The sequence below is a fragment of the Shinella zoogloeoides genome (assembly GCF_033705735.1).
Taxonomy (GTDB): domain Bacteria; phylum Pseudomonadota; class Alphaproteobacteria; order Rhizobiales; family Rhizobiaceae; genus Shinella; species Shinella zoogloeoides_A.
In genome coordinates this window covers 1,400,661-1,423,054 of the sequence record NZ_CP131131.1, presented here as the reverse complement: position 1 = coordinate 1,423,054, position 22,394 = coordinate 1,400,661, and the positions used below count along the sequence as shown (strand labels likewise).

Genomic DNA, 22,394 nt, shown 5'->3' with positions numbered 1-22,394 from the left:
GCAGGTTTAACCATCGATAATCGATTGCCGTGCGAATGGAGCGCTTCTCCATTCGATGGAAGGGCCGTGTGCCAGGGGCCGAAGGGAACGAACGAAGAGGGTTTCCGGCCGGCAGTTGCGGCCCGATCGCTATGAACGCCGCGTGCGCATGCGGGCGCCGTGCGCGGCAAACAGATCAATTGCCCGTATCCTCAGGAGGGTGAAATGAAAGCATATATTCGACTGGCTGCTGGCGTCCTGCTTTCGTGCGGGCTCGCGCATGCAGCGCGCGCGGATATCCTGGTCGGCGTGGCAGGACCCATCACCGGCCCGAACGCCGTGTTCGGCCTTCAATTGCAGAAGGGCGCCGAGCAGGCTGCCGCGGACATCAACGCGGCGGGCGGCATCGATGGCGAGCAGATCAAGATCGTGCTCGGCGATGATGCCTCGGATGCCAAGCAGGGCGTTTCCGTCGCCAACAAGTTCGTCGCCGACGGCGTGCAATACGTCATCGGGCACTACAATTCCGGCGTCTCGATCCCCGCATCGGAGGTCTATGCGGAAAACGGCATGCTGAACATCACGCCGGCCTCCACCAATCCGGTCTATACCGAGCGCGGCCTGTGGAACACCTTCCGCGCCAACGGTCGCGACGACCAGCAGGGCGAGATCGCGGCGAAGTACATCCTGGAGAACTTCAAGGACGGCAAGATCGCAATCGTCCATGACAAGCAGCCCTATGGCCAGGGCCTTGCCGAGGAAACCAAGAAGGCGCTGAACGCGGCCGGCATCACGGAAGTGCTCCTCGAGGGCATCACGCCCGGCGAGAAGGATTATTCGGCGCTCATCTCGAAGATGAAGGCGGCCGGAACCACGTTCATCTACTACGGCGGCTATCATACCGAAGCCGGCCTGATCAAAAGGCAGATGAAGGATCTCGGCCTCGACGCGAAGATGATGGCGGGCGACGGCGTCAATTCGAACGAACTGGCCTCTATCGCCGGCGACGCCGTCGACGGCATCCTCATGACCTTCGCGTCCGATCCGCGCAAGAATCCCGCCGGCAAGGAGATCGTCGACAAGTTCCGCGCGGCGGGCTTCGAGCCGGAAGGCTATACCCTCTATTCCTACGCCTCCCTGCAGGTCATCGCGCAGGCCATCGGGAAGAGCAAGTCGAAGGACTCGGCCACGCTCGCCGAATTCATCAAGGCGAACGGGCCGTTCTCCACCGTCATCGGCGATCTCGGCTTCGACGCCAAGGGCGATCTCACCCGGCCGGAATTCGTCATCTACGAGTGGAAGAAGGGCGACGACGGCAACTACGCCCCGGTCGAAATCGGCGGCTGATCTTCCGGCGGCTCCCTTCGGGGAGCCGTTCCTTTCCCGTCAGGGCCTTGAATCCAAAATTGTTTCTTGTTCGACAATCTGGTCCCGATTTGGTATTGCATCGGTCATGGATACGAGCTCGATTTTCACCGTCAAGAAGGTGCAGAAGCGCACCACCGAGGCCCAGGCGGCTGACCGGCTGCGCGATGCGATCCTGTCTGGAGACATCCCGCTGGGCGCCCGGCTTACCGAGATTCAGATGGCCGAGCAGGTGGGCGTTTCGCGCGGAACGATCAGGACCGCCTTCCATCAGCTCGTTCAGGAGGGCCTGCTTGTCCAGGTGCCCTATACCGGATGGACGGTCATGACATTGAGCGCCCATGACGCTTGGGAGCTTTATACGCTTCGGGCAAGCCTCGAGGCGCTGGCGAGCCGTCTGGTGGCGCAGCGGGTGAGGAATGAGCCCACGGCGGATGGGCCTTCCACCGCGATCACCTCCGCGTTCGCGCGTTTGAAGGCAGCCTGTTCGAAGGGGAACAAGAGGGTCATCGCGCAGGAAGACATGAACCTGCACAAGGCCATCGTGACCCTGTCCAACCACCGGCGCCTGATCGAGCAATATTCGCTGATCGAGCATCAGGTGCGTATCTATATCCAGTCCAGCGACGCTCTGGTGCTCGACCCGGACGAGATCGTCGGCCAGCACGATCCCATCGTCCGGGCGCTTCTGCAAGGCGAAGAGGATGCCGCCGTCGCATTTGCTGCCCGTCACAACGAGCTCGAAGGTGCGATCCTCGTGGAGCACCTGCAGAAGCTCGATCAGGCATGAGCCCGGCCGCCTGAAGTCTCCGCGCAAGCCGCCGGCATTTCGCGCGGCGATCGCCTTATCACTCGGCGATAAGGCTCTCCATGAGACTCTTGAGGTCCGCTGCTACAGCGAAGCTGTTGTCTTGATGTTGGCGTTTGCAGAAGAGTTCGCAGCTCCACCAGCCCGTATAGCCCGTCGATTTCACCGCATCGACCCACTCCTGCAGGTTGAGAACGCCTTGGCCGGTGGGCACATCGCGAAGCATCGGCTCATCAGGAATGCCGCCGGTGAAAGGCAGGGAGTCGCAAAGATGCACGCCATAGATCAGTTCCTTGTCCAGCCGCGAAATATGCTCCGGTGTGTCGCCGGACGTGTAGGAATGCCAGAAGTCGATGACGAGCCGCACATTGTCCCGCTTGCAGCGATCTAGAATCCGGAGCTGCGCTTCAAGGTTGTTAAGGGGCGTCCAGGAGAGTGCTTCGAGGTAGACGAGCAGCCCATGGGCGGCAGCGATATCCGCGACCGCCCGGAGATTGGCGGCCGTCAATTCGGTCTGTTCCGCCGTCGGCAGGTCGATGAGGCCGCGATAGAGGCCCGGATAGCGCTCCGCAGCTCCCGCCTCGAAAACCCTGATGTCGAGTGGGCCGGTGATGGCTTCAATGCCCTTCGCGCCGGCGGCGCAGGCGAGGGCGCAGAGTGCTTCCGCCTCGTTCAGCATCTGCGTTCGACCTTCGCCCTGTCGCTCGAGGTCGATCAGAAAACCGATGCCGGGGAGGGCGAGGCCGCCAAGCCGCTCCTTCAGTTCCTCTTTGCTGAAGCCGGCGTCGAGGAATGCTGCGATCTTCGCGCCAGAGGTTTCGAGACCGTCGAAACCCAGGCTCTTGGCGATTTCGATATCGATGGCGAGCGTGTTCGGCTTGGAGGCCATCGAATGGTAGATGAGCTGGTTTTGGGTGCGGGGCATGATTTGACCTCCTCGGACTGATGTCATGTGCCGGCTATGAGAGCCGGGTGTCTGTTTTGGGCGGTGCGCACGGCTTCGGCGGCGCGAAGGGCAATCACGTTGTCTTCTCCGAGCGCCATCCATGTCGCCGGTTTCTGGGGAAGGGCGAGAAAAGCCTCAACCGTGGTGAGGTGCTGGTCGCGGTCGCGCACCGGGATGAGTTCGCTCCGGCCGTTCAGCCGCCGCACGAGCGTGCCGGATCCTCGTCCGCTGAGCGTTCCGTTGGCGATGAGCGTGCCGCGATCGCCGGCAAGCATCACGACGCTCTCGAATTCGGCCGTGGTGAAACTCTCGTAGGACTGGAAGATCGCACCGCCGGAGAGGCGCATCGCATAGGCCCGCTGGTCGCAGGCGGCGAGTGCCGAGACAGTGGCGGGCTCCTGGCCGGTGAGGAAGCGCGCGAGATCGATGCTGTCTATGGTGTGGTCGAAAAGCGCTTCCTTCCGGTCCACCGTCTCCTCGGCATGGCGGTTGGGCGGTGGCTGGAAAGGTGCGCCGCGGACGATGAGGACGGATTGCAGCACGCCGATTTCGCCTTCCTGTGCCAACCGGCGCATTGTCTGGTGGGGTGAGAGGGCGCGCAGCGGCTGATTGAGCGCGAGTATGATGCCCGCCTTCCGGCACGCCTCGGCGAGTTGATCGGCGATGCGGCAGTTTCTGGCGATCGGCCCGTCGCAAAGCACATGCCGGCCTGCGTTCGCCGCGGCGAGGATGTAATGCTTTCGGCGTTCCCGGGCGGCGCTGACATAGGCAAAGCCGACGCACGGATCCTCCAGCGCTCGCCGTGCATCGACGGCGATGTCGGGGATTTCCATATCGTTCGAAAAGTGCGCGGCATATTGCCGGTTGCGGCTGACGACCCACAGCGGCTGATGGCCGGCGGCGCGGATCGCCGCAACCATGTGCTCGGTTGCGATCGTGCCGGTGCCCATGACCGACCACCCAAATTCCTGCCTGGAATGCACCCCGGCTCCTCCTCGTCCTTCATCTGAAGATTGATCGCGCAGGCCGCGCGCCACAACTTCGCAGATGATTGAAGTCATTAGCGATGTGAAGTAAGGATAGCGTCATAATGCGTCAGGTATCGGGGCTTTAATGGAACATCTTGGTCGGGACGGTGCCGCCTTGGCGGCCAACCTCAGAACGCTCTGCGAGCAGCATGGATCGGTCGCGGCGGTGTGCCGCAAGATCAACGTCAACCGGCAGCAGTTCAACAAGTACCTGTCCGGCGCCCATGTACCGTCGACCGCGAATCTTCGGATCATCGCGAATTACTTCGGCCTCAGCGTGCCGATGCTTTTCACCGATCCGGAGGAGTTCCGCACGCTCGTCGAAGGCAACTTCTTCCACGCGATGGCGACGGCCCGCCAGTTGCCGGAATTCTCCCGCTTCGTCTCGGACATGATCGTCGAGAACAACAGCGTCGATCACGATGACATCGTCGGTGTCTATGATCGCTACCAGTTCTCCTCGATCTACAAGGGCTTCGTGCTGCGTTCCGCTTTCTGCATCTACCGCAACAAGGAATTCCTCCAGCACTATTACGTCGAGCGCTTCCCGAGCTTCGACAATCCGAAGAAGACGGAATATGTCTTCAAATACTATGGCTTCTGCTTCCCTGTTGCAGATCGTCTCTTCACGGCGGATTTCGAGGGCATCCAGTCGAACGAGCTGACTTTCGGCGTCTATGCGCAGGTCAAGCGCAATGCCAAGAAGTTCATGTTCGGCATTTCCAGCGGTATTGCCGCGACGGTCTTTCGTCAGCCTTATTCGACGAAGGTGGCGCTGCACTATCGCGGCCCCGGGCTCCTGCGCCGCGATCACCTGAAAGACCTCACGGTTCTCGACCGCAACGACCCCGCAATCCCGCGCGAGGCGCTGCAGTATCTCGGAGACGGCTCGGACATGATCCAGATGAGCTGACGGCCCCTCCGCGTCAGGGATGCAGTTCGACGGCGAGCCATACGCTGTCGGTATCCGCATAGTAGCGGTGCCAGGGATAGGTCCACTGGTTCTCGCCCGCCACCCGGCAGAAGGGATCGTGCGAATAGCCGATCGGCATCACGACGTCTTCATAAAGCGTCGCGGCGTCGCGCGTCTTGAACTTCTGCATGCGCCCAAGCCCGTGGATCTGGGTGTGCGTTTCCAGGAACGGGTGCTCGTTGTGGATGAAGCAGTCCGTATCGCCCGGCGACCACCAGAGATTGAGCTTCAGCGTGAAAACCTGCGGCGTTTCCGCTCTTGCGCGCTCGTTGGTAAAGACGCGCGGGTCGAGGGTCACCGTGCCGATCTCGTCCTGCGCCGAGATGTAGAGGGGCGTATCGCGCGGAAAGCTGCGGATGCGGTTGCCGAGCCAGTCCCAGCCGCGGAACATGCAGCCGCCGAGATTGGTGGGGTTGACGACCTTGATGATCGCCGCCCGCTCTGCCGAGCGGATGCGGCCGCCCTTCAGCCATGTGGATTTCCAGGCCGGCACGATGGCGGGATGCTCGTCGCCCGTCACCATCGGGGAGGGGCTGATATTGACCACGACGGCGTCCGCCACATCGTAGTCGGCCACGTTCTCAACCAGCGTTGCGGAAATGAAATCGTCCGCGAAAGCCAAATCTCTGCTTAGGTTCTGCACGGCGGCGTCCCTGTTGTATGAAAGTGCTCCGAGCAAGCCATAGCGCGCGCTTCGGAAAAAGTGCGCGCCGCAATTAATTTATTCGCGTGATGACGCGATACCAGCTTCACTTTGCGAATGATGCTTCTTTCACGGCCGTTTTCCGTTCGCCGTTCCGCCGTGGCGCGGGGTGCCGAAAATCGGCCGCCGCTACCGCGATGCCGCCGGCACAAACACGATCCGTGAAGCAGAGCTGCTTTGGAAGTGCGTCATCTCGCGTCAGTGTTTCGATGGCTGCGAACTTGCGGGCGCACCTCGCTCCGCCGAAGAATAGGCCCATCGCTGGAAACCGTACCTGGAGACGGTCTTCTGCTTACCACAGAACAAGATTTCAGAGGGTCGATCACATGAAACTGACAGGTGGCCAAGTCGTCGCGAAAGCGTTGAAGGAATACGGCGTCGAATATGTGGCGGGCGTGCCGGGCCATGGCATCTGGTCGCTGTTCGACGCCTTCCTGCAGGAAGGCTCGGAAATCCCGTTCATCCAGGTGATGCACGAACAGAGCGCGGTTCATATGGCCGACGGTTATTACCGCGCCTCCGGCAAGCCCATGGCCTGCTCGACCTCGGTCGGTCCGGGCGCTGCCAACACCATCATCGGCCTTGCGACGGCCTATTGCGACTCCACCTCGCTTTTCTACGTCTCCGGCTCGCCCCAGACCTACATGCACGGCCACGGCACGATGCAGGAGCTGGAGCGCCAGCAGGACAACGCCTTCCCGCGCATCACCGAGCAGGTGACCAAGCGCGCCTGGCAGGCCAATTCGGTGCAGGTCCTCCCAAGCATCATGCATCGCGCCTTCAGCGAATTGCTGACGGGCCGCCCCGGTCCGGTTCATGTCGAAGTCCCGATGGACGTCCAGGTCGAGGCGGCGGATGTCACGATCCATCCGCTCGGCAAGCGCCTGCCGGTCGGCGTCGCCTATCCGGATCCGAAGGCCGTCGAAGCGGCGCTGAAGGTTCTTCTTGCCGCCGAGCGCCCGGTCATTGTCGCCGGCGGCGGCGCGATCACGGCGAACGCCTCGGCTGAACTGACGCGCCTTGCCGAAAAGCTTGGCGCCGCCGTCTCGATCACCTGGAACGGCAAGGGCGCCATTTCGGAAGATCATGCGCTGTTCATCGGCGCTGTCGGCCAGACCGGCACGACCTGCGGCAACAAGATCACCGCCTCGGCCGATGTCGTCGTCTCGGTCGGCTGCCGCTTCACCGACTGGTCGGCCTCGTCCTATGCCAAGGGCGTCTCCTTCTCGATCCCCTCGGCCAAGCTGATCCATATCGACCTCGATCCGCGCGAGATCGGCAAGAACTACGAGACCGAGGTGGGCATCGTCGCCGACGCCAAGGTGACGCTGGAGGCGCTGCTCTCGCTGATTTCGGACGCGGACTCGCAGAAGATGCTCGCCCGCCGCGAGCCGTTCCTCGCCGATGTGCAGAAGGCCAAGGCCGATTGGCGCGCCCAGGTCGAGCCGCGCGAGAACAGCCGCGAGACGCCCTTCACCTCGCAGCGTCCGCTGGTGGCGCTGCGCAAGGTGCTCGATCGCGACGGCATCGTCGTCGTCGGTTCCGGCAACACGCAGGGCTCGGTCAAGCAGAGCTTCCCGGTCTACGAGCCGCGCACGCACCTGACCTCCGGTTCCTATTCGCCGATGGGCTGGGCGGTGCCGGCGGCTATGGGCGCCAAGCTCGCCTGCCCGGACCGGCAGGTCGTGGCCATCGTCGGCGACGGCGACTTCATGATGTCGCTGCCCGAGATGGGTACGGCGGTCATGAATGGCATCAATGTCGTCTTCCTGGTGCTGAACAACCAGGGCTACATGTCGATCCGTGGCGGCATGCGCAAGTTCATGGGCCGCCATATCGCCTCCGAGTTCAACCATCACGCCGGCAACGGTGCGCCCTATTCGGCCGATATCGCCGCTTCCGCCAAGGCCTTCGGGCTTCAGGCCTGGAAGGTCGAGAAGGACGAGGATCTCGAGAGCACCCTGAAGGCGGCGCTCGAATGCGGCGGCCCGGCCCTCGTCGAGGTCATTGTCTCGCGTGACGCCGCCGGTCCGTTCGCCACCGGCTGGTGGGACTTCCCGTCGCCGGCTTACTACGAGAAGGAGCAGGCGGCCTACGCCGAGATGCGCGCCCGCGAACAGCACCTCTGATCGAAACCTCGGGGGAGGCGCTGCCTCCCTCGTTTCCCTCCCAAGACCATGGATGACGCGGCGCCACCGGCGACCGTGAACGAAGAGACTTTGTCATGATCCGGCACATCAAAACAGCCAAGGCCATCACCCAGGACGGCGGCGCCGACAGTGCGGTCACCACGGCGGTCGAGGCGCTTCTCGCCAAAGTCAGGGACGGCGGGGACAAGGCGGTTCGCGAACTCTCCGTCCGCTTCGACGGGTTCGACCGCGACTCCTATCGCCTGACCAGAGAGGAGATCGCCGCCTGCATCGATGCCTTGACGGTGCAGGAACGCGCCGACCTCGACTTCGCGCAGGATCAGATCCGCCGCTTCGCCGAAGCCCAGAGGGCGGCGCTGAAGGACATCGAGGTCGAGACCCTGCCGGGCGTGATCCTCGGCCACCGGAATGTTCCGGTCCAGAATGTCGGCTGCTACGTGCCCGGCGGCAAATATCCGCTGCTCGCCTCCGCTCATATGACCGTGCTGACGGCGCGCGTCGCCGGCTGCGAGCGCGTCATCACCTGCGCCCCGCCCTTCCAGGGGAAGATCGCCGAGAAGATCGTCGCGGCTCAGGCCCTTGCCGGTGCGGACGAGATCTATTGCCTCGGCGGCGTGCAGGCGATCGCCGCCATGGCCTACGGCACCGAGACGATCGCGCCGGTCGACATGCTTGCCGGGCCCGGCAACGCCTATGTGGCGGAAGCCAAGCGCCTTCTTTTCGGCCGCGTCGGTATCGACCTCTTCGCCGGCCCGACGGAAACGCTGGTCATCGCGGACGACAGCGTCGACGGCGAGCTTGTCGCGACGGACCTCCTCGGCCAGGCCGAGCACGGCGTCAACTCGCCGGCCGTCCTCATCACCAATTCGGAAAAGCTGGCGCGCGATACGCTCGCCGAGATCGAGCGCCTCCTGAAGATACTGCCGACGGCGGCCGTCGCCGGCAGGGCCTGGGAAGATTGCGGCGAGATTATCCTGTGCGACACGATCGAGGAGATGCTGGCCGAGGCCGACCGCGTCGCCTCCGAGCACGTCCAGGTCATGACGCGCGATCCGGACTACTTCCTCGACAACATGAGGAACTACGGCGCGCTGTTCCTCGGTGCACGCACCAATGTCGCCTTCGGCGACAAGGTGATCGGCACCAATCACACCCTGCCGACCAACAAGGCGGCCCGCTACACCGGGGGCCTGTGGGTCGGCAAGTTCCTCAAGACCTGCACCTACCAGAAGATCCTGACCGACGAAGCCTCCGCCATGATCGGCGCCTACAGCTCGCGGCTCTGCCTGATGGAAGGTTTTTCCGGCCATGCCGAGCAGGCCAACATCCGCGTACGCCGCTACGGCGGGAAGAACGTCGGATACGCCATGCCGGTCGAGCCCAATTAACCGACACGCACAAGAGCCCGCCAGGGGCCGCGATCAAACCAACCAGAGAGGATGAAACCATGTCCAAGTTTATCGCCACAGCGCTTGCGGCGACCATGCTCATGCCCATCGCCGCAAAGGCGGAAGGCCAGATCGAAGTTCTGCACCACTGGGTTTCGCAGAGCGAGGTGGATGCGCTCAACGTCATCCGCAAGGATCTCGAGGCCAAGGGCTTCCAGTGGAAGGATTCGGCGGTCGGCGGCATGAGCGGCGCCAATGCGCAGCAGGCGCTGCGTGCGCGCCTGACGGCGGGCGACCCGCCGGGCGCCATGCAGTTCCTCGGCTGGGAGGGCGTGCAATGGGCCGAGCAGGGCGTGGTGCGCGACCTCAACGACCTCGCCACCGCAGGCGGCTGGCGCGCGGCGCTCGCCCCGCAGCTCCTGCCTTTCGTGACCTCGGGCGATGCTTTCATCGCCGCGCCCATCAACATGCATCGCCAGAACTGGGTCTGGGCCAACAAGAAGCTCTTCGACGATGCGGGCGTTGCGGTACCGAAGAGCTGGAGCGAGCTGATCGAGACCGGCAAGAAGCTGAAAGAGAAGGGCATCGTCCCGATCGCGATGGGTGATGAGCCGTGGCAGATCGGCATCATCTTCGACGCGCTGCTGTCCGACATCAACGGGCCGGAATTCTACCAGAAGACGGCGATCGACCTCGATCCCGAAGCGCTCGGAAGCCCGGAGATGGTCAAGGTGTTCGACGCGCTGCGCGAGGTCCGCGGCCTCGTGGACGACAATTTCGTCGGCCGCGACTGGGCCGTGGCCACCGGCATGGTCATCAACGGCGAGGCGGCCATGCAGTTCATGGGTGACTGGGCCAAGGGCGAATTCCTCGCCAAGGGCCTGAAGCCCAATCAGGACTTCTACTGCTTCGCGACGCCCGGCAAGGTGACTTCCTTCCAGTATCTCATCGACAGCTTCGGCATGTTCATCGTGAAGGACGAGGCCGTACAGCAGGCGCAGGCCGCGCTTGCCGAGACCATCATGGACCCCAAGGTCCAGAAGGACTTCAATCTCATCAAGGGCTCGATCCCGGCGCGCAGCGACGTTTCGGTCGACGATTTCGACGATTGCGCCAAGCTCGGCTTCAAGGAGCGCGCGGAAGCCGTCGAGAAGGGCAGTATGCAGGGCGCGATGACGCATGGCTTTGCCGCCAAGCCGGAATTCGCTTCCGTCTTCAGCGATGTCGCCGCCCAGTTCTTCGTCGGCAAGATGAGCTCGGAGGACGCGGTGAAGATGCTGGTCTCCGGCATCGACAACGCCCGCTGATCCCACCGCCGTCAGGAGGAGTCGGCCCGCCGGCTCCTCCGCAATACCCGCCATCGGAGCTGACCCATGAGCGCCTCTACGCGCATGTCCTCGCGATTGGCAGGCTGGCTACCGCGCCTTGTCGTCGCTCCCAGCCTGCTCGTCGTCATCGTCACGGTCTACCTGTTCATCCTGTGGACGGGCGTGATTTCCGTGACCTCGTCGAAATTCGTGCCGACCTATGATTTCGTGGGCCTCGAGCAATATGTCCGCCTCTGGGCGACGCCCCGCTGGCACACCGCCGTCGCCAACCTCTTCATCTTCTCGGCGCTCTTCCTGGCGCTCTCCACCGGCCTCGGATTGCTGATGGCGATCCTTCTCGACCAGAATATCCGGGCCGAGGGCGCGCTGCGCGCGATCTATCTCTATCCGATGGCGCTCTCCTTCATCGTGACGGGAACGGCGTGGAAATGGATCATGAATCCCGGCCTCGGCATCCAGAAGGTCGTCAACGATCTCGGCTGGACGGATTTCCGCTTCGACTGGATCACCAATCCCGACATGGCGATCTATACCGTCGTGGTGGCCGGCGTCTGGCAGTCCTCGGGCTTCGCCATGGCGATCTTCCTTGCGGGCCTGCGCGGTATCGACAATTCCGTCATCAAGGCGGCGCAGATCGAGGGCGCCTCGCTGCCGCTGATCTACCGGCAGATCATCATCCCCATGCTGCGCCCCGCCATGCTGAGCGTCGTCGTCCTCCTCAGCTACATCGCCATCAAGAGCTTCGACCTGGTGCTGGCCCTGACCAATGGCGGGCCGGGCACGGCGACCGAACTGCCCTCTACCTTCATGTTCTCCGCCACCTTCCGACGCAACCAGATGGGCGTCGGCGCGGCGAGCGCCGTCATGATGCTCATGACCGTCGCGGCCATCATCGTTCCCTATCTCTATTCCGAACTGAGGAGCGAGAACAATGACTGACGTCCTCTCCCGCTCCGGCAAGGTCCGGCTCGGCCGCCTCGTCGTCTACGGCTGCCTGTTCGTCGTCGCGCTCGTCTACCTGATGCCGCTCTGGGTCATGGTCGTGACGTCGCTGAAGCCGCTCGACGAGATCTATGGCGGCTCCTTCATCGGCCTGCCGAAGGCCATCACGCTCGATGCCTGGCGGGCGGCATGGTCCGAAGCCTGCATCGGCACCGAGTGCACGGGTCTGAAACCCTATTTCGTCAACTCGCTGCTGATGGTGATCCCGGCGGTGGCGCTGTCGACCGGCGTCGGGGCGATCAACGGATACATCCTCACGAAATGGAAGTTCCCCGGCGCGAACTTCGTCTTCGGCCTGCTGCTGTTCGGCTGCTTCCTGCCCTACCAGGCGATCCTCATTCCCATGGCCCGCACGCTCGGCCTTCTGGGGCTCGCCGGCTCCATTCCCGGCCTTGTCGCCGTGCATGCCTCCTACGGCATCTGCTTCACGACGCTGTTCTTCCGCAATTACTTCGTGTCGCTGCCGGACGAGCTGACCAAGGCGGCGATGGTCGACGGTGCGGGCTTCTTCCGCATCTTCTGGAGCGTCATCCTGCCGACCTCGATCCCGATCATCGTCGTGTCCTGCATCTGGCAGTTCACGCAGATCTGGAACGATTTCCTCTTCGGTGTCTCGTTCACCTCGGGCTCCAGCAGCCCCATCACGGTGGCGCTCAACAACATCGTCAACGTCACCACCGGTCGCAAGCAATACAACGTCGACATGGCCGCTGCCATGATCGCCGCCATCCCAACCCTGGTCGTCTATATCGTCGCGGGCCGCTATTTCGTCCGCGGGCTGACGGCCGGCGCCGTGAAAGGCTGAGCCCATGTCCACTCTTGAAATCGATCGCGTCCGCAAGGCCTATGGCCAGCTCGAAGTTCTGAAGGAGGTGTCGATCTCCATCGGAACCGGCGATTTCCTCGTGCTGCTCGGCCCCTCCGGCTGCGGCAAGTCCACGCTTCTCAACATGATCGCCGGGTTGGAGACGATCACCGGCGGTGAGATCCGCATCGCCGGAAAGACCGTCAACGACCTGTCGCCGAAGGACCGCGACATCGCCATGGTGTTCCAGTCCTACGCCCTCTATCCGACGATGACCGTGCGGCAGAACATCGAGTTCGGCATGAAGATCCGCCGGATCGCCCAGGCGGACCGCGACAAGGCCGTGAAGACGGCGTCGGACCTCCTGCAGATCACCCACCTCCTCGACCGCAAGCCCTCGCAGCTCTCGGGCGGCCAGCGCCAGCGCGTCGCGATGGGGCGGGCCATCGTGCGGGAGCCGAAGCTGTTCCTCTTCGACGAACCCCTGTCGAATCTCGACGCCAAGCTGCGCGTCGACATGCGCACCGAGATCAAGCGCCTTCACGCCCGCCTCGGCACGACGATCGTCTATGTCACGCACGACCAGATCGAGGCGATGACGCTCGCCACACGCGTCGCCGTCATGAAGGACGGCGTGGTGCAGCAGCTCGACGAGCCGCAGGCCGTCTATGACCGGCCGGCCAATGTCTATGTCGCCCGCTTCGTCGGTTCCCCGGCAATGAACATCGTGCCGGCAGTTCTCGAGGCCGAGGGTACGACGGCGACGGTGGTGATCGACGTCGCGCGGCGGCCGGCGGCGCGCATCGGCGGCATTTCCCTTTCCCCGGAGGCTCTGCGCCGCCATGCCGGCAGGAAGGTGCTGGTCGGTATCCGCCCGGAGAATTTCTCGATTGCGACAGAGGGCACCCCGGCTCTGACCGTCGATTTCGACGTCGTAGAGCCGACGGGCCCCGACACGCTTGCCGTCTTCCAGCTCGGCGGCGTCGAGGTGACGGCCCGGCTTCCGCCCCGGCAGGCCCATGCGGGCAAGGAGGCGGGGCTGGCGGTCGATACGTCCAAGATCGTGCTCTTCGACAGCGAAACCGAAACCCGCATTGACTGAGAAACTTCCATGACCGGGACGGCAGACATCGTCATCATCGGCTCCGGCATCGGCGGAGCTTCCCTGGCGCACAGCCTCGCGCCTTCGGGCCTCAAGATCGTCATTCTCGAACGGGGAACGCATCTGACGGACACGCCCAACGCGCGCGACGATGTCGCCATCTTCCAGAAGGGGGTCTATCGCTCTTCCGAGGAATGGCTGGGCACCGACGGGAAAAGTTTCCTGCCGGGCAACTACTACTATGTCGGCGGCAATTCGAAGTTCTTCGGCGCGGTCATGTACCGCTATCGCCGTGAGGATTTCGCCGCGCGCTGCCACATGGACGGTGCGTCGCCCGGCTGGCCTCTGTCATATGAGGAGCTTTCGCCCTGGTACGATGCGGCCGAGGAGATTTTCCGGGTGCGTGGTTCCGTCGCGGGCGATCCGACGGAACCGCCGCACGAGAAGCCCTATGGCTATCCGCCGGTCCCGGACGAACCGGCGATGGCCGCCGTCCGCCGCCGATTGGAAAAGGCGGGCGTCCATCCCGCCTCCCTGCCGCTGTCGATCGATATCGAGGCCTGGCTGAAGCGGGCTGCGACGGGATGGGATGCTTTCCCGAACACGGGGAAGGGCAAGATCGACGCGGAAGTGGGGCCGCTTGCCAGCGCCCTTGCCCATCCGAATGTCAGCCTGGTGACCGGGGCCGACGTCGTCCGTCTTGAGACCGACGCGGCGGGGCGGCGTGTCATCGCCGCCGTCTACCGGAAGGATGCGACCGAGCATCGCATCTCGGCGGATCGCTTCGCCGTTGCTGCGGGCGCGGTTCAGTCCGCCGCCCTGCTCCTGCGATCGGCGAACAAGGCGCATCCGGCCGGTCTCGGCAACAGTTCGGATCAGCTCGGCCGCAACTTCATGAACCACAACACGACGGCGATGCTGGCGATCGATCCCTTCGCCGCCAATAGCTGCGTCTACCAGAAGACCATCGCATTCAACGATTTCTACAACGCCGACAACGAATACGGCTTCCCGCTCGGTAACGTCCAGCTCCTCGGGCACATCACCGGCAACATCCTGAAGGCCAATCTGCCGATGCCCGCGCCGGCGTGGTTCGCCAAGCTCATGGCGCGCTACGCTTACGGCTGGTTCCTGACGAGCGAGGACCTCCCCAATCCGGAAAGCCGGGTGATGGTGCGCGACGGCCGCATCGTCATGCACTGGATACGCTCTAACATGCGCGCGCACGAGGCGCTGATCGGGAAAACCCGGGCCGTCATGCGCAAGGCCGGCTTCCCGATCGTGCTGACGCATACCTTCGGCCGCAAGACGACGTCGCACCAGTGCGGCACCGCGCGCCTCGGCGCCGATCCGCAGACCTCGGTCGTCGATCTCAATTGCCGCAGCCACGATGTCGAGAACCTCTACGTCACGGACGCATCCGTGCTGCCGACATCGGCCGCGGTCAACCCGGCGCTGACCATCGCCGCGCTCGCCATCAAGGCAGGCGCCGCCATAACAAGGGGGCATTGAATGGACGTTCGGGACATGGGATCGGCGCGCCACGGCATTTTCCCGCGCGCCTCGGCCGGGATCGATATGTTCGACTATATCGTCGTCGGCGGCGGCTCGACCGGCTGCGTCGTCGCCTCGCGCCTTTCGGAGGACCCCGCCGTCCGCGTTCTCCTGATCGAGGAGGGGCCGCGCGACCTCAGCCCCTACATTCACATTCCCGGTGCCTACTACAAGACCGCGCAGGGCGATCTCCTGAAGCGCATTCCCTGGGAGCCGATGCCCGAGCAGGAGCGTGAAGAGACGCCGACCATGGTGCAGGCACGGGTGCTCGGCGGCGGCAGCTCCGTCAACGCGATGATCTATATCCGCGGCGTGCCCGCCGACTACGAGCGATGGGTCGACCTCGGCGCGGAAGGCTGGGGTTACGGCGACGTGCTGCCCTTCTTCAAGCGTGCGGAGGACAACAACCGCTTCTGCAACGAAGCCCATGGCGTCGGTGGGCCGCTCGGGGTTTCGGATATCGACTATATCCACCCGTTGACCCGCGCCTGGCTGCAGGCCTGCCAGCAGGCGGGCCTGCCCTACAATCCGGACTTCAACTCGGGTGATCCCGCCGGGTGCGGCCTTTATCAGATCACGGCGCGCAACGGTCGCCGCAGCTCCGCCGCCGTCGCCTATCTCAACCCGGCGCGAGGGCGGCCCAACCTGCGTGTCGAGACGGGCACCGCGGTCACCCGCGTGCTGATCGAAAAGGGGCGGGCTGTCGGCGTCGAGTGTGTCAAAGGCAAGCGCAAGGTCGTCTACCGCGCCGACCGGGAGGTGATCGTCTCCACCGGTGCGATTGCTACGCCAAAGCTCCTCATGCTCTCGGGCATCGGTCCGGCGGAAGCCATGCGGCGGCACGGGATCGAGGTCCATGCCGACCTGCCGGGTGTCGGACAGAATCTGCAGGACCATATCGAGATTTCGCTGGTCTACCAGCTCAACGGCCCGCACAGCTACGACAAGTACAAGAAGCTGCACTGGAAGGCTGCCGCGGGTCTCAACTACGCGCTCTTTCGCAATGGCCCCGCCTCGTCCAATCTCATCGAGGGCGGCGCCTTCTGGTGGGGCGACAGGAACGAGGCGACGCCCGATATCCAGTATTTCATGGTCGTTGGCGCCGGCATCGAGGAGGGCGTCGATGCGGTGCCCGGCGGCAATGGCTGCACGGTCAATCTCGGGCAGATCCGGCCGCGTTCGAGAGGCGAGGTCACGCTTCTCAGCGCGGACCCCACCGCGAACCCGCGCGTGGCGCCCCGCTATTTTTCCGACCCTTACGATCTCGACGCGATAACGGACGGCGCGATGGCGGCGCTCGACATCATGGCGCAGCCCGCCATCGCGAAATTCGTGGAGGCGCGCCACACGCCGGGGCCGTCGCTTCGCACGCGCGAAGAAATCCGCGCCTTCTGCGTCAAGGATGCCCATGCCGCCCTCCATCCCGCCGGAACGTGCCGGATGGGCCGCGACGACATGGCCGTGGTGGACCCGGAGCTGCGCGTGCATGGCATCGAGGGACTTCGCGTTGCAGACGCCTCGGTCATGCCGACGCTGATTTCGGGCAACCCGAATTCCGTCTGCATCATGATCGGGGAACGCGCTGCCGATTTCCTGCGCGGTTGATGCTTTTTAGCTTGCGCATTATTGCGTTTTTGCGCGTATTCATGCATTGCTTCTGCAGGTTCGTGCATGAAGGGCAGAAAGATGAATCCAACTATCGTGGTCTTCGATATCGGCGGTGTGCTGATCGACTGGAATCCCGCCTATCTTTACCGCCAGCTCATGGCGGACGAGGCGGCGGTTTCGGCCTTCCTGGCGGAGGTCTGCACCCCGGCATGGAACGAACAGTTCGATGCTGGCCACCCCTTTGCCGAGGGCGTGGCGGAACTCGTGGCGAAACACCCCGAAAAGGCTGACCTGATCGAAGCCTATTGGCTGCGCTGGCATGAAATGCTGGGTGGTGAGGTCACGGGGACCGCAGGCCTTCTCGGCCGGTTGAAGGCCGGCGGCGTTCCCGTCCATGCGATCTCCAACTGGTCGGCGGAGACTTATCCGAGAGCGCAGGAGATTTTCCCCTTCCTCGGGTCGTTCGACGTCCTCATCGTCTCCGGCCGCGAAAAACTCATCAAGCCGCATGCGCCGATCTTCGAGCGCTTCCTTGAGCGCGCAGGCGTCCGCGCCGAGGAATGCCTCTTCATCGACGATAATGCCGCGAACGTTGCGGCGGCTGCGGCGCTTGGCTTTCACACCGAGCATTTCCGCAATTCCGAAGCGCTGGAAGCCCGCTTGATCGCGCTCGGGCTCCTTGCCGCCGAGGCCGTGGAATGACCGGAGGCAGGAGGGAACTCGCGGCCCTGTCCCCGGAAGAGCGCCAGGCGGTCATCCTTGAAAAGACCAATGCCAGCGGACGTGTGCTTGCCGCCGAACTTGCCCAGGAATTCGGCGTTTCCGAGGATTCGATCCGCCGCGACCTGCGCGATCTCTCGGATGCGGGCCTGGTGCAGCGGTTTCACGGCGGCGCGGCGCGGCTGGTGACGCCGGTGCTGGATTTCCAGCGCCGCGAAACGCTTCACATGGAAGAGAAACATTCGATTGGCCGGGCTGCGGCGGCTGTCATTCCGGACGGCGCTACGCTGCTGGTCGATACGAGCACGACGGTCGTCCGTTTCGTGCGCGCCCTTCCGGCGGCGCTGTCCGTGCGCATCATCACGGCGGCTGTCGATGTCGCGGCGGCCGCGCTCGACCATCCGAACGCTGAAGTGATCATGCTCGGTGGCCGCCTTGGCAGGCTGACGCGTAGCGCGACCGGCATCGCTGCCATCGACGCCGTCCGTGCACTGCGTGTCGATTACTGCGTCCTTGGCACCTGCGGCGTCGCCCAGGACCTGACGCTGCGTGCCGACGACTACGAGGACGCACTTCTGAAGGCGGCGATGATCCGTGCCGCCAACAAGACCTTGCTTCTGGCGACTGCCGACAAACTCGGACAGGCCGCGACCTATGAAGTCGCGCCGGTATCCGCTGTGTCGACGCTTTTCACCGGCACCAAGGATACCGCCATTCTCGATGCCGTTCGCGAGGCCGGCGTCGATGTCGAAATAGTCTGAAACCGCGGAGACGACGATGAGTGCCTCAATCGATCGGGATGCAAGGGCGGTTCTTCTGCCGGCTTTCGATACGCTCGATGTCTTGGATATTATGGTGCCCTTTCTGAAGGAGGGAGGATGCTCCGTCCTGATCGGCGAGACTCGTGCGGAATATGTTGCCCGGGCGATGTCGACAGAAAGACTGGCCTGCGAAACGCCGGACGGATTTCGCGCATCGATCGCGGCGCTTCAGGCCGTAACGCCTCACCTGATCGTCGCGGTCGATCAGGAGCTCGGCGGTATCCAGCGGCTCGCTGGCTTGGTTCCACCGCTTCCGACGCTCGACGAGGCACATACACTCTCTCCGGATGCACTTGCAGAACGCTGCCGGATCACCGCCCAGGGCGCTCGCGCACTCGGTGTGTCGATGTTCCTTGCGCCCATCGCCGACATCATCGACGGCCAAAACGTTTGGCTGCGAGCACGCACGATGGGCTCTTATCCGCAAGCTGTGGCCCGGCTGGTTTCAGCCTTTGTAACGGGTGTCCAGGCCGCCGGCATCACCGCGGTGACGAAACATTTTCCAGGTTTCAACGATCTGGCAGAAGACCCCGCATTGGCAGATGTTTGCCTGGCGACGCCGCTCGACCGCATTCTCCACAACATGCTGCCGTTCAAGGCCGCTATCGAGGCTGGGACAAAGGCGATCATGACAGGGCCGGCACCTGTCGCCGCCATAGACGGAAACAATTCAGCGAGCACCTCGCCGGCCGTTATGGCTATGCTGCGGTCTCAATTGGGATTCAAAGGTCTCGTCGTCAGCGACGATCTGGACGCACCAGCCACCCTGCGCGGCCAATCACTCCTTGAAACGGCGATAGCTTCGCTGAATGCGGGCGCTGATCTGCTACTCGTCGCGGGTGGGCCTCATCTAAGCGCGCTATCCGAAGGAATAGCGGCAGCCGCACAGTGCGGCGACATCAAGCAGCAGCGACTTGCCGACGCTGCCGCTCGTGTCAGACAAATTGCCGGAGGTGGCTAGCTCTCATCTGATTTTTTGATCAGACAGCGTCCGCACCGATGGCGACCAAAGCTGCGCGGCCGACCGCGAAGTCCTGCTCCCCTGTCCCGGAGCCCACGCCGATCGCGCCGGCAAGTTTCCCGCCGAAGCGGATAGGCAGGCCACCGGGCAATGGCGTTACGCCGCCTTGCGATGCGACCCCGGCAGATGTGCCGAATTCGAATGCCATGGAGCCCGTCGGCGCGTTGATCGATGCGGCGGTGCGTGCCTTGGCGCGCGCCGTGTGCATGCTCAGATACTTCGCTCCGTCCATCCGGATGCTTGCGATGGTTTCGCCGCTGCAATCAACGATAAAGATGCATTGGGGAACGGACAATTCCTCCGCCGCCTTAACGGCGGCTGACAGGGCCTCGATCGCGCCGGAATGGGTGAGGACCAGGGTTTCTTTCGTGTACTTCATGGTTTTCGCTTTTCTTCGGTCGTTCAGGACAGGGGAGAGAAGGACGTCGGGGTCAGGATCCGGATCGCCTGGGTGTCGATCAGGCCCTTGATGCTGGCGAGATAGGGACCCCAGCCGGGATCGGCCAGCATGTGCGCCCTCTTCATCGTCCGTTCCGCGAGGTCTGTCCAGCGCCACATGGAGATGAAGTGATTCAATTCTCCGATTTCGGACGTGAAGAAACCAATCGGCTCACCAAGATGCGCGCGCTGAATCGGCAAGCCGAGTTTCATATAGTTTTCCATGAATTCGCCGAGGAAGCCCGCGCGAATCCGGTAATCCCGTTCTTCGAGAAGCATGGTCTGTTCCGTGAGTGCGTTGGTATCGCCGTCGGCTCACCAGGCCGAGGCGCCGCCGTCGACAGTCATCATCGAGCCGGTCGCGAATTTGGATTCATCGCTTGCCAGATAGAGGATGGCCAAGGCGATGTCGTCCGGCTGACCGAGTTCGGCCATCGGAGAACGCGCCTTGAGGCCGGCCACGAAGGCGTCCGGATCGGGGACTTCCTTCAGCATCTTGTCGTAATAGTTCGACCAGATGACGCCGGGGGCGACGGAGTTGACGCGGATTTTGTCCACGGCATGGTCGAGCGCCATCGCACGGGTGAGGGCAGCGACGCCACCTTTCGCCGCGACATAGGCGGCGCGATCCTTGATGCCGAAGGTGACGATGTTGGAGGCGGTATTGACGATGCTGCCGCCCCCGCGGGCCCGGAGGGCCGGAACCGCGTATTTCGAGCAGAGATAGACGCCCTTGAGATTGACGGCAACGATGTCGTCCCAGTCGTCTTCAGCCGTCGTCTCGACGGTGCCGATCATGCCGCGCCCGGCATTGTTGACGATGATGTCGAGGCCGCCGAACGTCGAGACGGCGAGCTCCACCATCGCCTTCACTTCGCCGCTGTCACGGACGTCGACCTTGATGCTGACTGCGCTCTCGCCGATCTTGCCGGCGACGGACCTGGCGGCATCGCCGTTGAAATCGGCGACGACGACCTTCGCGCCTTCGCGGGCGAAGGCTTCTGCGGTGGCCGCGCCGATACCAGCGCCTGCGCCGGTGACGATTGCGATTTTGTTTTCAAGACGCATGGTGTGACCTCACAGTTCTATTCTTTGAAAATGACGATGCAGTGCCTGCTCGACGCTCAGAGCCGCGAGCCAGGACGTTTTGGGATTGTCGGGAAGCGGCTTGTTTTCGAGCGAAATCTCGAATCTGCCGAAGGCGCCGGCGGCATTGACCTTATGGGTGTTGCCACTTGCATGCGGATCGGCGACCAGCGTTACCCTGGTGTCGGCAAAGCCGATCCCGGCAAGGGCGACCGCAGCCGTGACATTCGCGTTTTTTGGATACTGCAGCGAGGCTTCCGCCGCATTGCCCTCGAAAATGACGGTCCTCTGGCGGAGGCTGGCGAGGTCGACGCTCTGCTCCGCCGGCGTTCCCTTCCAGGCGGACGGCGGTTTGGTGCCCGTATAGATGACGCTTTCCAGACCCGCGATCTTCGCCGAGCGCAGCACATCGAGGCCGCCGATCGCGCCGGAGGCGACGGTCAGCCGGCTTCCTCCTTCCTCGGCAGCTTTTTCCAGCGCATGAAGCAACGCGGTATCGCTCAGGCTGCCGATCGAGACGACGATAACGTCGATGCCCGCGCGAAGGAGGGGTGGGACGGAATTCTTGACCGCCTGGTGACTGGCACATTCCACGACCACCGACGGCCCCCATTCAATGAGGGCGGCGACATCGTGGAAGACTTCCACGCCGTCGTGATCGACGGTCAGGTCGTGGGGAACGAGCGTGGCGGAAACTTCGATGCCGCTTCCGGAGGCGCGCAAGGAATGGTCGAGACTTTGCGCCATCGCGCCAAAGCCGATGACAGCGACTTTCTTGACGTCATTGTTCATCTGTTTCCTCCAGAAATTTTCGAAGGGTTTTGGCGTATCGCTCGGGATGAACCCGAGGAAAGAAGTGCGCCCCATCGATCACGGCGAGCCGTGCGCCAGGTATCATGGCGGCGAGCGTTCGGCTGTGGGCAAAGGGAATGAGGGCGTCGTCGGTGGCGCCGATGACGAGAGTGCGAGCGGTGATCCGCTGAAGGTCGCCGCTACGTTCGTCTGCAAGAAGCATCTCGATCCGTGCGGCGGCGACTTCCGGAGGCGAGAGCGCGTCCGTAGCGTTATCGATAGCCCGGTCGAGACTTTCAGTGTTCGCTTCGAGGAAGCCTGAAGGAAAGCCGATCGCATGGGTTAGTTTCTGGTACGCGATCGGCCCCGCGGTCCTCAATACGGCCAGGCGTGCTTCGAACATGGCGACGAAGCGAGCGTCCGTCTTCTCCCAACTGCCACTGATGACCAGCGATCTGACGAGCGCCGGTGCGTCGAGAGCGATGAACTGCGCCACCAGGCCGCCCGTCGAGTGGCCGACGATATGGGCTGCGTCCACGTTTTCCGCGCGGAGAATTTCCACGGCGTCCTCAGCAATCCTCGATACCGAATATTTGCCAAGAGGTCTGTCGCTTCGCCCGGTTCCCCGATGATCGAACGAGATGACCTTGTAGCGATCGACAAGAAGCGGAACGATGTCGTTCCAGAAGCTTGCCGCTCCGCCGAGACCGGGAATGAGCAGCAAAGCTTCGCCTTTGCCGGAGACGTCATACGTCACCCGGCATCCATCGGACGCCA

General features: G+C 63.4%; 22 protein-coding genes. 14 read left to right on the top strand and 8 right to left on the bottom strand.

Going from position 1 to position 22,394, the window contains the following annotated elements:
- Window positions 1-204: 204 nt before the first annotated feature.
- Together ShzoTeo12_RS24275 and ShzoTeo12_RS24270 are read left to right on the top strand one after the other, a co-directional pair.
- The gene (locus ShzoTeo12_RS24275; protein WP_318912815.1) at window positions 205-1,326 is read left to right on the top strand and encodes a branched-chain amino acid ABC transporter substrate-binding protein; all 1,122 of its coding nucleotides are present in this window, start codon (window positions 205-207) and stop codon (window positions 1,324-1,326) included.
- Between the two features lie 106 nt (window positions 1,327-1,432).
- The gene (locus ShzoTeo12_RS24270) at window positions 1,433-2,134 is read left to right on the top strand and encodes a GntR family transcriptional regulator (protein ID WP_318912814.1); all 702 of its coding nucleotides are present in this window, start codon (window positions 1,433-1,435) and stop codon (window positions 2,132-2,134) included.
- A 58-nt stretch (window positions 2,135-2,192) separates the two neighbouring features.
- Here ShzoTeo12_RS24270 and ShzoTeo12_RS24265 read toward each other — a convergent pair whose 3' ends face one another.
- Window positions 2,193-3,077: a sugar phosphate isomerase/epimerase family protein gene (locus ShzoTeo12_RS24265; protein WP_318912813.1), complete on the bottom strand. Its 885-nt coding sequence runs from the start codon at window positions 3,075-3,077 to the stop codon at window positions 2,193-2,195.
- A 23-nt stretch (window positions 3,078-3,100) separates the two neighbouring features.
- Complete coding sequence (locus ShzoTeo12_RS24260) at window positions 3,101-4,135, bottom strand: Gfo/Idh/MocA family oxidoreductase (RefSeq protein ID WP_318912812.1); 1,035 nt, start codon at window positions 4,133-4,135, stop codon at window positions 3,101-3,103.
- A gap of 76 nt (window positions 4,136-4,211) precedes the next feature.
- On the opposite strand from ShzoTeo12_RS24260, the gene ShzoTeo12_RS24255 reads away from it, so the two are divergent.
- Complete coding sequence (locus ShzoTeo12_RS24255) at window positions 4,212-5,039, top strand: helix-turn-helix transcriptional regulator (RefSeq protein WP_119255026.1); 828 nt, start codon at window positions 4,212-4,214, stop codon at window positions 5,037-5,039.
- A 13-nt stretch (window positions 5,040-5,052) separates the two neighbouring features.
- Here the strand turns inward: ShzoTeo12_RS24255 and ShzoTeo12_RS24250 are convergent, their stop codons facing one another.
- Window positions 5,053-5,676, bottom strand: a complete 624-nt coding sequence (locus ShzoTeo12_RS24250) for a hypothetical protein (protein ID WP_318912811.1) — start codon at window positions 5,674-5,676, stop codon at window positions 5,053-5,055.
- A gap of 452 nt (window positions 5,677-6,128) precedes the next feature.
- On the opposite strand from ShzoTeo12_RS24250, the gene ShzoTeo12_RS24245 reads away from it, so the two are divergent.
- The 11 genes from ShzoTeo12_RS24245 (at window position 6,129) to ShzoTeo12_RS24195 (ending at window position 19,241) form a co-directional block, all read left to right on the top strand.
- Window positions 6,129-7,931 carry a thiamine pyrophosphate-binding protein gene (locus ShzoTeo12_RS24245; protein ID WP_318912810.1) on the top strand — a complete coding sequence of 601 codons (1,803 nt, stop codon included), beginning with the start codon at window positions 6,129-6,131 and terminating at the stop codon, window positions 7,929-7,931.
- Window positions 7,932-8,026: 95 nt separating this feature from the next.
- On the top strand, window positions 8,027-9,340 hold the full coding sequence (hisD, locus tag ShzoTeo12_RS24240; protein ID WP_318912809.1) for a histidinol dehydrogenase: 1,314 nt from the start codon (window positions 8,027-8,029) through the stop codon (window positions 9,338-9,340).
- Between the two features lie 59 nt (window positions 9,341-9,399).
- Entirely contained in the window at window positions 9,400-10,647 is a 1,248-nt protein-coding gene (locus ShzoTeo12_RS24235; protein ID WP_318912808.1) for an ABC transporter substrate-binding protein, read from the top strand.
- Window positions 10,648-10,713: 66 nt separating this feature from the next.
- A complete protein-coding gene (locus ShzoTeo12_RS24230; protein WP_119255021.1) occupies window positions 10,714-11,607 on the top strand; it encodes a carbohydrate ABC transporter permease in 894 nt (297 codons plus the stop codon).
- A complete protein-coding gene (locus tag ShzoTeo12_RS24225) occupies window positions 11,600-12,475 on the top strand; it encodes a carbohydrate ABC transporter permease (protein WP_318912807.1) in 876 nt (291 codons plus the stop codon). The genes ShzoTeo12_RS24230 and ShzoTeo12_RS24225 overlap by 8 nt, the downstream gene beginning before the upstream one ends.
- Before the next feature lie 4 nt (window positions 12,476-12,479).
- On the top strand, window positions 12,480-13,577 hold the full coding sequence (locus tag ShzoTeo12_RS24220) for an ABC transporter ATP-binding protein (RefSeq protein ID WP_119255019.1): 1,098 nt from the start codon (window positions 12,480-12,482) through the stop codon (window positions 13,575-13,577).
- Between the two features lie 9 nt (window positions 13,578-13,586).
- Window positions 13,587-15,089 carry a GMC family oxidoreductase gene (locus tag ShzoTeo12_RS24215; RefSeq protein WP_318912806.1) on the top strand — a complete coding sequence of 501 codons (1,503 nt, stop codon included), beginning with the start codon at window positions 13,587-13,589 and terminating at the stop codon, window positions 15,087-15,089.
- A gap of 66 nt (window positions 15,090-15,155) precedes the next feature.
- Entirely contained in the window at window positions 15,156-16,736 is a 1,581-nt protein-coding gene (locus tag ShzoTeo12_RS24210; RefSeq protein WP_318914362.1) for a GMC family oxidoreductase, read from the top strand.
- A gap of 81 nt (window positions 16,737-16,817) precedes the next feature.
- Window positions 16,818-17,441: an HAD family phosphatase gene (locus tag ShzoTeo12_RS24205; RefSeq protein ID WP_318912805.1), complete on the top strand. Its 624-nt coding sequence runs from the start codon at window positions 16,818-16,820 to the stop codon at window positions 17,439-17,441.
- Window positions 17,438-18,220 carry a DeoR/GlpR family DNA-binding transcription regulator gene (locus ShzoTeo12_RS24200; protein ID WP_318912804.1) on the top strand — a complete coding sequence of 261 codons (783 nt, stop codon included), beginning with the start codon at window positions 17,438-17,440 and terminating at the stop codon, window positions 18,218-18,220. The genes ShzoTeo12_RS24205 and ShzoTeo12_RS24200 overlap by 4 nt, the downstream gene beginning before the upstream one ends.
- A 16-nt stretch (window positions 18,221-18,236) precedes the next feature.
- Window positions 18,237-19,241: a glycoside hydrolase family 3 N-terminal domain-containing protein gene (locus ShzoTeo12_RS24195; protein WP_318912803.1), complete on the top strand. Its 1,005-nt coding sequence runs from the start codon at window positions 18,237-18,239 to the stop codon at window positions 19,239-19,241.
- A 19-nt stretch (window positions 19,242-19,260) separates the two neighbouring features.
- On the opposite strand, the gene ShzoTeo12_RS24190 is transcribed toward ShzoTeo12_RS24195, so the two are convergent.
- Genes ShzoTeo12_RS24190 through ShzoTeo12_RS24170 form a run of 5 tightly spaced genes read right to left on the bottom strand, consistent with a single transcriptional unit; the run spans window position 19,261 to window position 22,374 of the window.
- On the bottom strand, window positions 19,261-19,680 hold the full coding sequence (locus tag ShzoTeo12_RS24190; RefSeq protein WP_119255014.1) for a GlcG/HbpS family heme-binding protein: 420 nt from the start codon (window positions 19,678-19,680) through the stop codon (window positions 19,261-19,263).
- Window positions 19,681-19,703: 23 nt separating this feature from the next.
- Window positions 19,704-20,018 (bottom strand): NIPSNAP family protein, encoded by a 315-nt coding sequence (locus ShzoTeo12_RS24185; RefSeq protein ID WP_119255013.1) that lies wholly within the window; start codon window positions 20,016-20,018, stop codon window positions 19,704-19,706.
- 36 nt (window positions 20,019-20,054) lie between these two features.
- Window positions 20,055-20,807, bottom strand: a complete 753-nt coding sequence (locus ShzoTeo12_RS24180) for an SDR family oxidoreductase (protein WP_318912802.1) — start codon at window positions 20,805-20,807, stop codon at window positions 20,055-20,057.
- A 9-nt stretch (window positions 20,808-20,816) separates the two neighbouring features.
- Window positions 20,817-21,617: an aspartate dehydrogenase gene (locus tag ShzoTeo12_RS24175; protein ID WP_318912801.1), complete on the bottom strand. Its 801-nt coding sequence runs from the start codon at window positions 21,615-21,617 to the stop codon at window positions 20,817-20,819.
- Window positions 21,607-22,374 (bottom strand): alpha/beta fold hydrolase, encoded by a 768-nt coding sequence (locus ShzoTeo12_RS24170; protein ID WP_318912800.1) that lies wholly within the window; start codon window positions 22,372-22,374, stop codon window positions 21,607-21,609. The genes ShzoTeo12_RS24175 and ShzoTeo12_RS24170 overlap by 11 nt, the downstream gene beginning before the upstream one ends.
- Window positions 22,375-22,394 lie beyond the last annotated feature (20 nt).

Bases quoted from the DNA above. Each gene is read 5' to 3' on its own strand.
- ShzoTeo12_RS24275 (WP_318912815.1), top strand. From the start codon at position 205: ATGAAAGCATATATTCGACTGGCTGCTGGCGTCCTGCTTTCGTGCGGG.
- ShzoTeo12_RS24270 (WP_318912814.1), top strand. From the start codon at position 1,433: ATGGATACGAGCTCGATTTTCACCGTCAAGAAGGTGCAGAAGCGCACC.
- ShzoTeo12_RS24265 (WP_318912813.1), bottom strand. From the start codon at position 3,077: ATGCCCCGCACCCAAAACCAGCTCATCTACCATTCGATGGCCTCCAAG.
- ShzoTeo12_RS24255 (WP_119255026.1), top strand. From the start codon at position 4,212: ATGGAACATCTTGGTCGGGACGGTGCCGCCTTGGCGGCCAACCTCAGA.
- ShzoTeo12_RS24245 (WP_318912810.1), top strand. From the start codon at position 6,129: ATGAAACTGACAGGTGGCCAAGTCGTCGCGAAAGCGTTGAAGGAATAC.
- hisD (WP_318912809.1), top strand. From the start codon at position 8,027: ATGATCCGGCACATCAAAACAGCCAAGGCCATCACCCAGGACGGCGGC.
- ShzoTeo12_RS24235 (WP_318912808.1), top strand. From the start codon at position 9,400: ATGTCCAAGTTTATCGCCACAGCGCTTGCGGCGACCATGCTCATGCCC.
- ShzoTeo12_RS24230 (WP_119255021.1), top strand. From the start codon at position 10,714: ATGAGCGCCTCTACGCGCATGTCCTCGCGATTGGCAGGCTGGCTACCG.
- ShzoTeo12_RS24225 (WP_318912807.1), top strand. From the start codon at position 11,600: ATGACTGACGTCCTCTCCCGCTCCGGCAAGGTCCGGCTCGGCCGCCTC.
- ShzoTeo12_RS24220 (WP_119255019.1), top strand. From the start codon at position 12,480: ATGTCCACTCTTGAAATCGATCGCGTCCGCAAGGCCTATGGCCAGCTC.
- ShzoTeo12_RS24215 (WP_318912806.1), top strand. From the start codon at position 13,587: ATGACCGGGACGGCAGACATCGTCATCATCGGCTCCGGCATCGGCGGA.
- ShzoTeo12_RS24210 (WP_318914362.1), top strand. From the start codon at position 15,156: ATGTTCGACTATATCGTCGTCGGCGGCGGCTCGACCGGCTGCGTCGTC.
- ShzoTeo12_RS24205 (WP_318912805.1), top strand. From the start codon at position 16,818: ATGAATCCAACTATCGTGGTCTTCGATATCGGCGGTGTGCTGATCGAC.
- ShzoTeo12_RS24200 (WP_318912804.1), top strand. From the start codon at position 17,438: ATGACCGGAGGCAGGAGGGAACTCGCGGCCCTGTCCCCGGAAGAGCGC.
- ShzoTeo12_RS24195 (WP_318912803.1), top strand. From the start codon at position 18,237: ATGAGTGCCTCAATCGATCGGGATGCAAGGGCGGTTCTTCTGCCGGCT.
- ShzoTeo12_RS24190 (WP_119255014.1), bottom strand. From the start codon at position 19,680: ATGAAGTACACGAAAGAAACCCTGGTCCTCACCCATTCCGGCGCGATC.
- ShzoTeo12_RS24185 (WP_119255013.1), bottom strand. From the start codon at position 20,018: ATGCTTCTCGAAGAACGGGATTACCGGATTCGCGCGGGCTTCCTCGGC.
- ShzoTeo12_RS24180 (WP_318912802.1), bottom strand. From the start codon at position 20,807: ATGCGTCTTGAAAACAAAATCGCAATCGTCACCGGCGCAGGCGCTGGT.
- ShzoTeo12_RS24175 (WP_318912801.1), bottom strand. From the start codon at position 21,617: ATGAACAATGACGTCAAGAAAGTCGCTGTCATCGGCTTTGGCGCGATG.